Here is a 13785-nt window from a genome sequence, read left to right as displayed (position 1 = left end):
TATCATTGTCCCTGACACGTTTCATTGCCGTATCCGTAGCAATCGGATATTTCAGAATAGTTCGGAATCGCTACCCACCTTGCTTTCCGTGATAACCCATAAGGGCAGGTGGTTCTTGGCGTACTTTCATTCGGCTGAGTTTTCTACTCCGTTCAGGAATGTACTTGTTGAATGTATATTCAGTTGTCAAGGTGCTTGGACAAACTGAACATTTCAACTTGCCCTCAAGGAGTAGGCAGTGAGAAGGGCAAAAATATGCACGTTTCAAAAAATTTTTTTGAAAAAAATAAAAAAAGTCCATTCAAGACGAATGGACTACAAATAAAAAAAGCTCTAACCCCTACAAAAAGTAAGGATTAGAGCCAAAAAAGAAACGCCCACACTATCTTTCGATAATGTGGGCGAATACTATTAAAATGTAGCGTTATTTAAGCTAACTTTTGATTAGCGCTTTTCGCTAATAGCAGCCTGTGCAGCAGCAAGGCGAGCTATCGGTACTCTGAAGGGAGAGCAGGATACATAGTCAAGGCCAATCTTGTGGCAGAATTCAACGGAAACGGGGTCTCCGCCGTGCTCACCACAGATACCGCAGTGGATTGAAGGACGAGTCTTCTTACCAAGGGTAACAGCCATATCCATAAGCTTACCAACACCTGTCTGGTCAAGCTTTGCGAAGGGATCGTTTTCGTAAATCTTGTTGTCATAGTAAGCGGAGAGGAATTTACCTGCATCGTCACGGCTGAAGCCGAAGGTCATCTGAGTAAGGTCGTTTGTACCGAAGCAGAAGAACTCAGCTTCCTTAGCAATTTCATCAGCAGTAAGACATGCACGGGGAATTTCCATCATAGTACCAACCTCGTACTTAAGCTCTACACCTGCAGCAGCGATTTCTTTATTAGCAGTTTCAACAACAACGTTCTTAACGAACTTCATTTCTTTAACTTCACCGGTTAAAGGAATCATAATTTCGGGAACGATTGTCCAATCGGGATGAGCCTTCTTAACGTTGATAGCTGCACGGATAACAGCAGAAGTCTGCATCTTTGCAATTTCAGGATATGTTACTGCAAGACGGCAGCCACGGTGACCCATCATGGGGTTGAACTCGTGGAGAGAAGAAATAAGATTCTTGATATCATGAACGGTTTTACCCTGAGCATCAGCAAGAGCCTTGATGTCAGCTTCTTCAGTGGGAACGAACTCATGAAGAGGAGGATCGAGGAAACGGATGCAAACGGGGTTACCTTCAAGTGCTTCATAAAGCTTTTCAAAGTCGCTCTGCTGATAAGGAAGAATCTTAGCAAGAGCAGCTTCACGAGCTTCAACAGTGTCAGAGCAAATCATTTCACGGAAAGCAGCAATTCTTTCAGCTTCGAAGAACATATGCTCTGTACGGCAAAGACCGATACCTTCAGCGCCGAGCTCTCTTGCTTTCTTAGCGTCAGCAGGAGTATCAGCATTGGTACGAACCTTAAGGGTTCTGAACTCATCAGCCCAAGCCATAATTCTGCCGAATTCACCTGCGATTTCAGCATCAACTGTGGGGATGATGCCATCGTAGATGTTACCGGTAGAACCGTCAATAGAAATATAGTCGCCCTCATTGTAGGTCTTGCCTGCAAGAGTGAACTTTTTGTTTTCTTCATCCATAATGATTTCGCCGCAACCGGATACACAGCAAGTACCCATACCACGAGCAACAACGGCTGCGTGAGAGGTCATACCGCCACGAACGGTAAGAATACCCTGAGAAGCCTTCATACCTGTAATATCTTCAGGAGAGGTTTCAAGACGAACAAGGATAACCTTTTCGCCACGGTTGTTCCAGTTTTCAGCATCTTCAGCTGTGAAAACAACTTTACCGCAAGCAGCACCGGGGGAAGCACCAAGTCCTTTACCTGCAGGAACAGAAGCCTTAAGAGCTTTCTGGTCAAACTGGGGATGGAGAAGAGTATCAAGGTTACGGGGGTCAATCATAGCAACTGCTTGCTTTTTATCAATCATACCCTCGTCAACGAGATCACAAGCGATTTTTAAAGCTGCCTTAGCAGTACGCTTGCCGTTACGGGTCTGAAGCATATATAGTTTGCCGTCTTCAACGGTAAATTCCATATCCTGCATATCACGGTAATGGTCTTCAAGAATAGCGCAAACCTTGTTGAATTCTTCAAATGCTTCAGGGAACTTTTTAGCCATTTCAGCGATGGGCATAGGAGTACGAACGCCGGCAACAACGTCTTCACCTTGTGCGTTTGTAAGGAACTCGCCCATAAGACCGGGTTCGCCTGTAGCAGGGTCACGGGTAAATGCAACACCTGTACCACAGTTGTCACCCATGTTACCGAATGCCATCATCTGAACGTTAACAGCGGTACCCCAGGAATAAGGAATATCGTTGTCACGACGGTAAACGTTTGCACGGGGGTTATCCCATGAACGGAAAACAGCTTCAATAGCGCCCATAAGTTGCTCTTTGGGATCGCAGGGGAAGTCGCTGCCGATTTTAGATTTGTATTCAGCCTTAAACTGATTTGCAAGCTCCTTAAGGTCTTCAGCAGTAAGGTCAACGTCCTGAGTTACGCCTTTTTCTTCCTTCATTTTGTCGATAAGCTCTTCAAAATATTTCTTACCAACTTCCATAACAACGTCAGAATACATCTGGATAAAACGACGATAGCAGTCGTAAGCCCAACGTGCATTACCTGACTTTGCAGCCATAGTTTCAACAACGTCTTCATTAAGACCAAGGTTAAGAATGGTGTCCATCATACCGGGCATGGATGCACGCGCACCGGAACGAACGGAAACGAGAAGGGGATTTTCCTTATCGCCGAATTTCTTGCCGGTAATGCCTTCCATTTTGTCGATGTACTCCATGATCTGTGCCTGGATTTCATCATTGATTTTTCTGCCATCCTCATAATACTGAGTGCAGGCTTCGGTGGAAACGGTAAAACCTTGAGGAACAGGAAGACCGATTTTGGTCATTTCTGCAAGGTTAGCGCCTTTACCGCCGAGAAGCTCACGCATAGAAGCGTCGCCCTCTGAGAACAGATAAACATACTTGTGACTCATTTTTTAAACCTCCATAAAATATATAATTAATCGAAAAATCGACTAAGAGCTTTTTTCACTCAAAATCAATTTTAACATAAAATAATGAAAAAAAGAAGATGTTTTTTAAAAAAATATATTTTTTCATATATTTAAACTAAAAAAGTAATAAAAATCAATCTATTTTAAATGAGTTGAACAATCAAATTTTGGTAATAAATTAAGCTTTTTAAAAAAGTGTTAAAAATCTAAGAATATTACACTGAGAGTATTGACAAAAAAATGACATTTGATACAATGTTAGTTAACTAACAAAACATTGTAAGGGAGAGGATATATTGCACAATAAAGCTGTGGGAAAAGAAGTAAAATGTCTTTCAAACCTTATAAAAAGAAAGCTTGACAGCTCAGTATACGGCAAAAAGCTTGAAAATCTTACAGGCACTCACGGGTGGGTTTTAAGGTATCTTATTGAGCGTGAAGAGATAGATGTTTTTCAAAAGGATCTTGAAAAAGAATTTTCTATAAGAAGGTCCACTGCCACATCTATTTTAAAGCGTATGGAAGAAAACGGACTTATAGTCAGAGAGTCTGTTGATTACGATGCAAGACTTAAAAAGCTTAAGCTTACTCCTAAAGCCTATGAAATTCATACGGGTATTGTCAATGAAATTAAAAATTTGGAAAACGTATTAAAAAAAGATATATCTCAGCAAGAGCTGGAAACATTTTTTTCTGTTATAGATAAAATTAAGAAAAACATACTTTGATGAAGGGGAAAACATATGATTAAGAGGCTGATAAAATCAATAAGGGAATATAAGACGGCATCAATACTTTCGCCGATCTTTGTAAGCCTTGAGGTGCTTATGGAGGTAATTATTCCGTTTTTAATGGCAAGTCTTATTGACTCCGGTATAGAAAAAGGAGATTTCAATTATATATTGAAAATAGGCGGTATTCTTGCAGTTATGTGTATTATTTCGCTGGCGTTCGGCGCATTGTCTGGAAAATATGCCGCTTATGCAAGCGCAGGCTTTGCCAAAAATCTGAGAAAAGATATGTACTATAACGTGCAAAATTTTTCTTTTTCAAGTATTGATAAATACTCCACAGCAAGTATTATAACAAGACTTACTACCGACGTTACAAATGTTCAGAATGCATATCAGATGATTATAAGGGTTGCTGTAAGGTCGCCTGTTATGTTTATATTTTCTATGATAATGGCATTCAGAATAAGCTCTAAGCTTTCCCTTGTGTTTTTAGGAGTAACTCCTTTTCTTGCGGTAGGCCTTTATCTTATTATTAAAAATGCGCACCCGATTTTTGAAAAGGTGTTTAAGACTTACGATAAATTAAATGTAGTAGTTCAGGAAAATTTAAGAGGCATAAGAGTAGTAAAATCCTTTGTGCGAGAGGACTATGAGGAAAAGAAATTCAAAAACGTTTCAGAGGAAATATATAAGCTTTTTTCAAAGGCTGAAAAGCTTATTGCCTATAACTCTCCGCTTATGCAGATTTGCGTATATTCCTGTATGCTTTTAATATGCTGGCTCGGCGCAAAAATGATTGTAAATTCTCAAATGACAACGGGACAGCTTATGAGTCTTATAACCTATACAATGCAAATTCTTATGAGTCTTATGATGTTTTCGATGTTCTTTGTAATGATTATTATTTCAAAGGCTTCGGCAGAGAGAATTGTGGAAATTCTCGATGAAAAAAGCGATATTACAAATCCCGAAAATCCTGTTGAAAAAGTCGAAAACGGAGATATCTGCTTCAAAAATGTAAGCTTCAGCTATTCAAAAAGCAAAGAAAAGCTTTGCCTTAAAAACATAAATCTTGAAATAAAGTCGGGAGAAACCGTAGGAATTATAGGTGGTACCGGAAGCTCTAAAACAAGCCTTGTTCAGCTTATTCCAAGACTTTACGATGTTTTTGAGGGCGAGGTTTTGGTAGGCGGAACAGATGTCAGAAAATATGACATTGAAGCTCTCAGAAACGAAGTTGCTATGGTACTTCAGAAAAACGTGCTTTTCTCAGGCACCATAAAAGAAAATTTGCGCTGGGGAAATGAAAACGCCACAGACGAGCAAATCAAAAAGGCGTGTCAGCTTGCTCAGGCAGACGAATTTATAGAAAGCTTCCCCGACAAATATGACACGTATATAGAACAGGGCGGTACAAACGTTTCGGGTGGACAAAAACAGCGTCTTTGTATAGCCAGAGCTCTTTTGAAAAAGCCTAAAATTCTTATTCTGGACGACTCTACAAGTGCTGTCGACACCAAAACAGATGCGCTTATTCAAAAAGCCTTTGAGCAGGAGATACCCGACACTACAAAAATTATTATAGCTCAGAGAATTTCCTCAGTGGAAAAGGCTGATAAAATAATAGTAATAGAAAACGGAAAAATAGATGCTGTAGGAACACATCAACAGCTTTTAGAGGCAAATGAAATATACAAAGAGGTATACAATTCACAGTTGAAAGGAGGAAGCTTAAATGCAAGGTAGAGGAATGGGCGGAGGAAGAAGACCTACAGCGCCTCCCGCAAGCTTTAAAAAAGCTGATTTGGCAACACTTAAAAGGCTTCTTTCTTATCTTAAAGAGTATAAGCTTCTTTTTGTGATTGTGCTTTTATGTATAATTTTAAGCTCTGTTGCCGGTGTAGCAGGCTCTATGTTTTTGCAGGTTCTGATTGACGATTATATCAAACCCTTGCTTCTTTCGGCAAACCCCGTATTCACAGACTTGTTGAGAGCTATTTTAATAATGGGCTTTATCTATTTGATAGGCCTTGTTTCCACCTTCTTATTCAATAGAATTATGGTAACTATCTCTCAGGGTGTTCTCAAAAAAATCCGTGACGAAATGTTTACCCATATGCAAAAGCTGCCTATCAAATATTTTGATACTCATACTCACGGGGATATAATGAGCCATTACACCAACGATACAGATACCCTGCGTCAATTGATAGGACAGGGCTTACCCCATACATTTTCTTCAATTATCACCATTGTATCGGTGTTTATTGCTATGCTTTTTACAAGCGTATGGCTTACAGGCTGTATTTTGATATTCGTATTTTTAATGATGCAGGTTGCAGGATTTGTAGGTGGTAGAAGCGCAAAGTTTTTTGTTAAACAGCAAAAGTCAATAGGTGATATCAACGGATATATAGAAGAAATGATAAACGGTCAAAAGGTTGTAAAGGTTTTTTGCTACGAGGAAAAATCAAAAGAAATCTTTGACAAGAAAAATGAAGAGCTTTGCTATAATGCAACTCAGGCAAATAAATTTGCAAATATCTTTATGCCTATTATGGGTAATTTAGGACATTTGCAGTATATACTCCTTGCCATTGTAGGCGGTATTTTGTCAATAAACGGAATAGGCGGACTTACTTTAGGAGGAATAGCGGCATTTTTACAGCTTAGCAAAAGCTTTTCTATGCCTATAAACCAAGTGTCTCAGCAGATAAATGCTATTGTTATGGCATTGGCAGGTGCAAAAAGAATATTTGCTCTTATGGACGAAGAAATTGAAAAGGACGAGGGCTACGTAACACTTGTAAATGCACAGCTTAAAGATGGAGAGATTGTAGAAAGTCAAAGCAGAACGGGAATATGGGCTTGGAAGCATCCCCATTCCGACGGAAGCGTAACCTATACAAAGCTTGACGGTGATGTCAGATTTTTCGATGTAGACTTTGGATATACCGAAGAAAAAACAGTGCTTCACAATATTTCGCTTTTTGCTGAGCCGGGACAAAAGGTAGCCTTTGTAGGAGCAACGGGCGCAGGAAAAACAACAATAACAAACCTTATAAACCGTTTTTACGATTTGGCAGACGGCAAAATAAGATACGACGGAATAAATATAAATAAAATAAAGAAAAGTGATTTGCGCAGGTCTTTGGGAATGGTTTTGCAGGAAACAAATCTTTTCACAGGTACAGTAATGGAGAATATCCGTTACGGACGTCCCGACGCTACAGACGAAGAATGTATTGAAGCGGCAAAAAGAGCAAATGCACACGATTTTATACAGATGCTTCCCGAAGGCTATAATACAATGCTTAAGGGCGACGGCTCGGGACTTTCACAGGGACAAAGACAGCTTTTATCTATCGCAAGAACAGCGGTACTCAATCCGCCTGTTATGATACTTGACGAAGCAACCTCAAGCATTGACACAAGAACAGAGGCAATAGTTCAAAAGGGTATGGACAGTCTTATGCACGGCAGAACGGTATTTGTAATTGCTCACAGACTTTCAACGGTACAAAATTCCGACGTTATTATGGTTCTTGATATGGGACATATAATTGAGCGGGGAAGCCACGAAATGCTTATAGCGGAAAAAGGTAAATACTATCAGCTTTATTCGGGAGCCTTTGAATTGGAATAATCTTTTTAAAATGAAGAAAAACAGCGATTTGTGAACAATAGCTAAAAAATCAAAAGAAATGTATACTAAATTCATAACGGAAAATGACATTTTTTTAACAAATGCTACTTGTATAATTTGGAATTTTAGTATAAAATAATATCAAATAAGTTATTTGGAGGATTAATAAAATGAGTGTAAAAGTTGCTATTAACGGTTTTGGCCGTATCGGCCGTCTTGCTTTCAGACAAATGTTTGGAGCAGAGGGTTATGAAGTTGTTGCTATAAATGACCTTACAAGCCCTAAAATGCTTGCTCATCTTTTAAAGTATGACACAGCACAAGGACGTTATGACGGTCACACAGTTGAGTCTGATGAGACTTCTATCACAGTTGATGGAAAGAAAATTGAAATCCTTGCAGAGAAAGACCCTGCAAATCTTCCTTGGGGAAAAATCGGTGTAGACGTTGTTCTTGAGTGCACAGGTTTCTTTACATCTAAGGAAAAGGCTTCTGCTCATATCACAGCAGGCGCTAAGAAAGTAGTTATTTCTGCTCCTGCAGGAAATGACCTTCCCACAATCGTTTACAGCGTTAACGAGAAAACTCTTAAGGCTGATGACAAAATTATTTCTGCAGCATCCTGCACAACAAACTGCTTAGCTCCTATGGCAGCAGCTCTTAACAGCTATGCTCCCATTCAGAGCGGTATTATGTCTACAATTCACGCTTACACAGGCGACCAGATGGTTCTTGACGGTCCTCACAGAAAGGGCGACCTCAGAAGAGCACGTGCTGCTGCAGCAAACATTGTTCCTAACTCCACAGGTGCTGCTAAAGCTATCGGCCTTGTTATCCCTGAGCTTAACGGTAAGCTTATCGGTTCTGCACAGAGAGTTCCTGTTCCCACAGGTTCAACAACAATTCTTGTTGCTGTTGTTAAGGGCGAAAACGTAACTAAAGAAGGCATCAACGCTGCTATGAAGGCTGCTTCTTCAGATTCCTTCGGATATACAGAGGAAGAGCTTGTTTCCTCCGATATCATCGGTATTAGATACGGTTCACTTTTTGATGCTACACAGACAATGGTTACTTCTATCGGCGACGGTCTTTATCAGGTACAGGTAGTTGCTTGGTATGACAACGAGAATTCTTACACAAGCCAGATGGTAAGAACAATCAAATATTTCGCTGAAATATAATCTACTGAGTTTTTAAATCGCACCGCAGTTTTTGAACTGCGGTGCTTTTTTGATATTATCGGTTATTTTTTAGTTTAAGATAAGAGATATGCATTATCAAAGATGCTGTTTATAAAGCATTAATGCTATTGTAATAAGTCGTTTTTGTGAAATTTCTTGCAAAACAATAAGAACTGTGATACAATACCTGTGTCACACAAAATTTAATCAATGAGCAATGTGAGAGAACTCTCTATTTTTATAGAGGGGTTTATTCTTATGCTTATTCGTCAATAATGAATTTGGTAAAAATGCAAATTCCACTTGGCGAATGAGTAGAGTTTTCTCTATGCTTGTTAAGTTTTGTGTGACAACAATCGGGGTTTGCGTTTTTCGGTGTGTGCAGCTTCGGTTGTACACACTTTTTTATTTAGGAGGAAGAAAAAATGAAGAAAGGTATTGCATTACTCCTCATTTTGTCTATGCTATTTGCCTTGACAGCTTGCGGAAGAGATAATGAAAGCACTGAAAGTATGGGGACAATAACGGATATCACAGAAAGCTCCGGTAATTCCACAGACGGAGAGCAGGACGGTATACAGAGTACAACAGTTGAAGACACTACCCAAACAAGCGAATCCACTGGAACAGAGGCGCTTCATACCCACAGCTATAATTCCAAAGTGACCACCTCTGCTACTTGTAATACAGATGGAGTAAAGACCTTCACTTGCTCTTGCGGTGATACTTATACCGAGAAAATTGCTGCGGCGGGACATACTTGGAGCAATTGGAAGGTCGAAAATCGCGCTCTTGTTGGTAGAGTCGGAACAGAAAAACGTACTTGCTCCGTCTGTTCTGTATCCGAGACGAAGAACAGCACCGCTAATGATATTACTAACTCGTTCTTTGATTGGGCGTTGGTAACGATCATTATGAATAACTATGGCGATATAAACGCAAGCTCCTTGCTTGAGTATGCTCTTTGTACATTTGACGAATATATAGACAAGCCTGTAGCATCTGCTACCGTATTTGCCGCTTTGTCCGAGCGATTTAATATTGATTTTAATGACACCCTGAAAAATGAGATGAAAGAGATAGGGGAATGGCGCTATGGCTATAATAAAGAAAACGACACATTTACCTTTTATGTTTACGGATTGGATCCGGGTAAGTTCAAGCTTTTAGGATATGTTTATAACGGCGGCAGTAAGTACACAACTTATTATTCCTTTACACCGCACGGAATTGACACTACATTAAATTTTGCAGTAGAGCTGGAGTACAAAAAACTGAATGGAAAACCGAACAAATATTTGAGCATTGGACAGGCAAATAAGCTTCCCGATAATATGATTAAATGTCCTGTTAACGAGTGATTTTGTTATAATTAATTACATAATTTTTATATTTGGAGGAAAAGAAAATGAAAAAATTTCTAACACTGACAATCGCCCTGCTTATGTTGCTATTACTGGTTGCTTGCGGAAACGAAACAACACAAGATAAAGCTGACGGAGGCAATCAATCACAAGCGCAAATGAATAACGGAGAGGATAGCTCATCGCAAGGGGATACAGTTGATTCTCCTTATCAAGTTACAAAGGAACAATGGGAAACGGCATTTGAATACGGAGAAGACGGAGAAAAGCTGCTTGAAAGATTAAGCAACCATACCTGCAACAGAGTTACCGATAACGGTATAGAATCTATTTATAAGCAGGTTCCGGAAGAGAATCTATACTATGAAAACAATATATCTTACGAAAGAGAATACTATTATTTCCGTAAAGACGATAAGGTCGATGTATATGCTTGTGACAGTAATACAGGCTGTATTATGTTCCCTGATGACGACTGGGAGGGCCAAAAGTTGAATGCAACTGACAACTTGAAATATGACATAAGCTATTTTGCACTTGCGTATGATTATGATAATGTAACCTTTTCAGAAGAAGAAAAAGCTTACATATATAACCAATCAAACGCTGAAATTAAGATTTATTTTGAAAACGGTAAATTGGTTCGCCTGTATTTAATAGACTCTCGAGGTGGAAGCAGTGATTACACTCAGATTGGCACAACCAAGATAAGCTTGCCTACAGAATACGAGGTTAGAAATTAGAAAATCAAGCTTGCAAAATTCTATGATACAAGTATAGATTTTATTGCAGGTGTTATAGATAATGGCATATAAATAATTTTTGCGCCGCAGTTTTTGAACTGCGGTGCTTTTTTAAAATATTATATAATACTTTCAATATCAAAATTTCCTAAATTGATTACTTGCTTTTTCTTTCGTATAGCCTCTTCGACATTTTTATATGCATTGGAAAACGGTACATTTAAATAAGTAATCATAAAAGAGTTTCTTAGTCTAATAGCATAAGGTAAAGGGGTTTTAGTTAATTCATCAGGAAAAATGGTTTTTTCAAGGTCGTAATATTGGTTGCTTGGGGTTCGGTTTAAATAAGCTAAAACTACATTTATATCTATTTCATATTTTTTCTCAAGTTCACAAAGTGTTTCATATACCAACTTATCAAATCCACCCTGTGTACCAACATAAAATTTGTTAACACCTTTATTTGTAATGAGTTTTTCTATTTCATATAAAAGACGCCCCTTGATTTCTTTCGGACAATTTTTATGTCCTATAAAACTACAGCTTTGCATAATATATTCACCCTTTCACAAACCATTTAAGGGAATTTCCCTTAAAAGTCAATAAGGCATATTCCCTTAAGGCATAATTTAGCTATGGAGGGATTATGATGTTTAAGAGATTAAGGGATATGCGAGAGGATAGGGATTTAACACAGGCACAAATGGCTGAAATTTTAAAAATTCACCAAACAACATATTCTGATTATGAGCTGGGAAATTTAAATGTTCCTATTGATATTTTCATAAAGCTTGCAAAATTCTATGATACAAGTATAGATTTTCTTGCAGGTGTTACAGATAATCCAAAGGCCTATAAATAATTTTTGTGCCGCAGTTTTTGAACTGCGGTGCTTTTTTGAAAAGTTGCATTTTTTTTGGAAATATGGTATAATATTTTATAATTGAATTATAAGAAAATCGCAAGGCGATTTTCAACCATAATTATTCATTATTAATTAATGATAATCAATGCCAGAAATGAGGTAGCGTATATGAAATGTCCTTTTTGCGGATATAATGAAAGCAAGGTTATAGATTCCCGTCCCACAGATGAATGGGAAAAAATAAGGCGCAGAAGAGAGTGCCTTAAATGTACCGGAAGATTTACAACATATGAAATGATAGAGAGTGTGCCGATAGTAGTTATAAAGAAGGACAAAACCCGTCAAAGCTTCGATTCGGGCAAGCTTTTAAGGGGTCTTGTAAAAGCCTGCGAAAAAAGACCTGTTGCTTTGTCAACTCTTGAAAACGCTGTTGAAGAAATAAGGCAGACAATTTGCAACTCTCTTGAGGGTGAGGTAACCACCGAAAAAATAGGAGAGCTTGCTATGGAAAAGCTCAAAGAGATTGACCAGGTTGCCTACGTGCGTTTTGCATCGGTTTACCGTGAGTTTAAGGATATCAATACCTTTATGGATGAGCTTTATAAGCTTTTGGGTGAACGGAAAAAGTAATATGATTAAGCTATTGATTAAATTATTTATTAAAGATAGTGAGAGCGAAAGCGTAAAAAGGGAAAAATACGGTGTTTTAGGCGGAACTTTGGGAATAATCTGCAATCTTTTGCTGTTTTGTCTTAAGCTGACAATAGGCGCATTTATGAAAAGTATAGCAGTAATTTCCGATGCTTTTAACAATCTTTCGGACTGTGGCTCTTCGGTTATTTCGATAATAGGGGCAAAAATGAGTAACCGCCGTCCCGATAAAGAGCATCCCTTCGGGCACGGAAGAATTGAATATATTTCTTCTATGCTTGTTTCTTTTATTATTATTCTTGTTGGCGTTGAGCTTTTAAAAACATCCTTTGATAAAATAATCAATCCGCAAGCAGTGGATTTTAATATTATAGCAGTTATATTTTTAGCCTTCTCTGTTTTAATAAAGCTTTGGATGTTTTCATATAATCGCTTTATGGGTAAGAAAATAAATTCCGAAATGCTTAAGGCAGCGGCGGCAGACAGTCTTAATGATGCTATATCAACAAGTGCAGTTGTCATATCCACCGTTGCAGGCTATTTTTTGAATTGGAAAATAGACGGAATTATAGGTCTTGCGGTATCAATACTTATTATAATTTCGGGAATAAAAATAGCTAAGGAAACAATAAGCATTCTTTTGGGTCAGCCTCCTGAAAAGGAAACTGTTGAAAGCCTGCATACGCTGATAAAACAAAATCCCAATATCGTTGGAATACACGATTTGATAGTTCATAATTACGGACCGGGAAGAATTTTTGCTTCTGTGCACGCAGAGGTGCCTGATAACTGTGATGTTATAAAAATGCACGAGGAAATAGATAAACTGGAAAGCAATATTTTAGCTGAAACAGGAATAGAAGCCGTAATTCATATGGACCCGATTTCTGTAAACTGTGAACGCTGTGAAAGCTTCAAAAAAATGGTGCTTGAGCTTCTCAGCTTACAAAACGAAAGCTTTTCAATACACGACTTTCGAATAACTGACGGAGAAAATCGCATAAACTTAATTTTTGACTTGGTTGTAAGCTGTGATATGCCTCAAAAAAAGCGTGAAGAAATAGTGGAAACCTTTGAAAAAGACCTTTATAAAAAAGACCCGAGATGCCGTGCGGTAATCAAAGTAGAAAATAATTTTATATGATAAACAGGGCTGTAAAAAACGTTCGTTTTTTACAGCCTTTTCTATGCTATTTTATCGGCTATATATTTGAATACAGGTCCTGCGCTTCTTGCTCCCGAAACTGCTTTTTCAACTAAAACAGCAACAGCGTATTTAGGGCTTTCGGCAGGGAAAAAGCCTGCAATCCAGCCGTTTAAATTTTCGGGATTTCCTGTCTGAGCAGTTGCGGTTTTAACTCCTGCGCCGCCGCTGTCGGGCTTTGCTCTTGCACCTGAGCCGTATTCAACGGTATTTATCATAAGCTGTTGTATTGTTTTAGAAGTATTTTTTGAAATGATTCTTTTACCTTCCTTTTGAGGCTCAGCTGAAAACTGTCCCTTTT

General features: G+C 38.5%; 12 protein-coding genes. 9 read left to right on the top strand and 3 right to left on the bottom strand.

Features of this window, described 5'->3' with window-relative positions; translation table 11 throughout:
* Positions 1-444: 444 nt before the first annotated feature.
* Positions 445-3075 carry a pyruvate, phosphate dikinase gene (locus tag E7480_08155; protein ID MBE6904562.1) on the bottom strand — a complete coding sequence of 877 codons (2631 nt, stop codon included), beginning with the start codon at positions 3073-3075 and terminating at the stop codon, positions 445-447.
* A 314-nt stretch (positions 3076-3389) separates the two neighbouring features.
* Between E7480_08155 and E7480_08150 the strand changes: the two genes are divergently transcribed.
* The 6 genes from E7480_08150 to E7480_08125 all read left to right on the top strand — a co-directional run bounded on the left by E7480_08150 (position 3390) and on the right by E7480_08125 (position 10764).
* Complete coding sequence (locus tag E7480_08150) at positions 3390-3824, top strand: MarR family transcriptional regulator (GenBank protein MBE6904561.1); 435 nt, start codon at positions 3390-3392, stop codon at positions 3822-3824.
* A 15-nt stretch (positions 3825-3839) separates the two neighbouring features.
* Entirely contained in the window at positions 3840-5576 is a 1737-nt protein-coding gene (locus tag E7480_08145; protein MBE6904560.1) for an ABC transporter ATP-binding protein, read from the top strand.
* A complete protein-coding gene (locus E7480_08140) occupies positions 5566-7476 on the top strand; it encodes an ABC transporter ATP-binding protein (protein MBE6904559.1) in 1911 nt (636 codons plus the stop codon). The genes E7480_08145 and E7480_08140 overlap by 11 nt, the downstream gene beginning before the upstream one ends.
* A gap of 170 nt (positions 7477-7646) precedes the next feature.
* Positions 7647-8657 (top strand): type I glyceraldehyde-3-phosphate dehydrogenase, encoded by a 1011-nt coding sequence (gene gap, locus E7480_08135; protein MBE6904558.1) that lies wholly within the window; start codon positions 7647-7649, stop codon positions 8655-8657.
* Positions 8658-9082: 425 nt separating this feature from the next.
* Positions 9083-10018 carry a hypothetical protein gene (locus tag E7480_08130; protein MBE6904557.1) on the top strand — a complete coding sequence of 312 codons (936 nt, stop codon included), beginning with the start codon at positions 9083-9085 and terminating at the stop codon, positions 10016-10018.
* 47 nt (positions 10019-10065) lie between these two features.
* Entirely contained in the window at positions 10066-10764 is a 699-nt protein-coding gene (locus tag E7480_08125) for a hypothetical protein (GenBank protein MBE6904556.1), read from the top strand.
* Positions 10765-10883: 119 nt separating this feature from the next.
* On the opposite strand, the gene E7480_08120 is transcribed toward E7480_08125, so the two are convergent.
* Complete coding sequence (locus E7480_08120; GenBank protein ID MBE6904555.1) at positions 10884-11315, bottom strand: hypothetical protein; 432 nt, start codon at positions 11313-11315, stop codon at positions 10884-10886.
* Between the two features lie 98 nt (positions 11316-11413).
* Between E7480_08120 and E7480_08115 the strand changes: the two genes are divergently transcribed.
* From E7480_08115 to E7480_08105, 3 genes are all read left to right on the top strand, one after another.
* On the top strand, positions 11414-11626 hold the full coding sequence (locus tag E7480_08115; protein MBE6904554.1) for a helix-turn-helix transcriptional regulator: 213 nt from the start codon (positions 11414-11416) through the stop codon (positions 11624-11626).
* A 171-nt stretch (positions 11627-11797) separates the two neighbouring features.
* The gene (nrdR, locus tag E7480_08110) at positions 11798-12259 is read left to right on the top strand and encodes a transcriptional regulator NrdR (protein MBE6904553.1); all 462 of its coding nucleotides are present in this window, start codon (positions 11798-11800) and stop codon (positions 12257-12259) included.
* 1 nt (position 12260) lies between these two features.
* A complete protein-coding gene (locus E7480_08105) occupies positions 12261-13424 on the top strand; it encodes a cation transporter (protein MBE6904552.1) in 1164 nt (387 codons plus the stop codon).
* Between the two features lie 41 nt (positions 13425-13465).
* Here the strand turns inward: E7480_08105 and E7480_08100 are convergent.
* A partial coding sequence (locus tag E7480_08100; GenBank protein ID MBE6904551.1) for a hypothetical protein occupies positions 13466-13785 on the bottom strand: 320 nt, incomplete at its 5' end.

Source organism: Oscillospiraceae bacterium (assembly GCA_015067255.1).
Classification (GTDB): Bacteria; Bacillota; Clostridia; order Oscillospirales; family SIG519; genus SIG519.
This window is presented reverse-complemented; position numbering and strand designations above follow the sequence as displayed.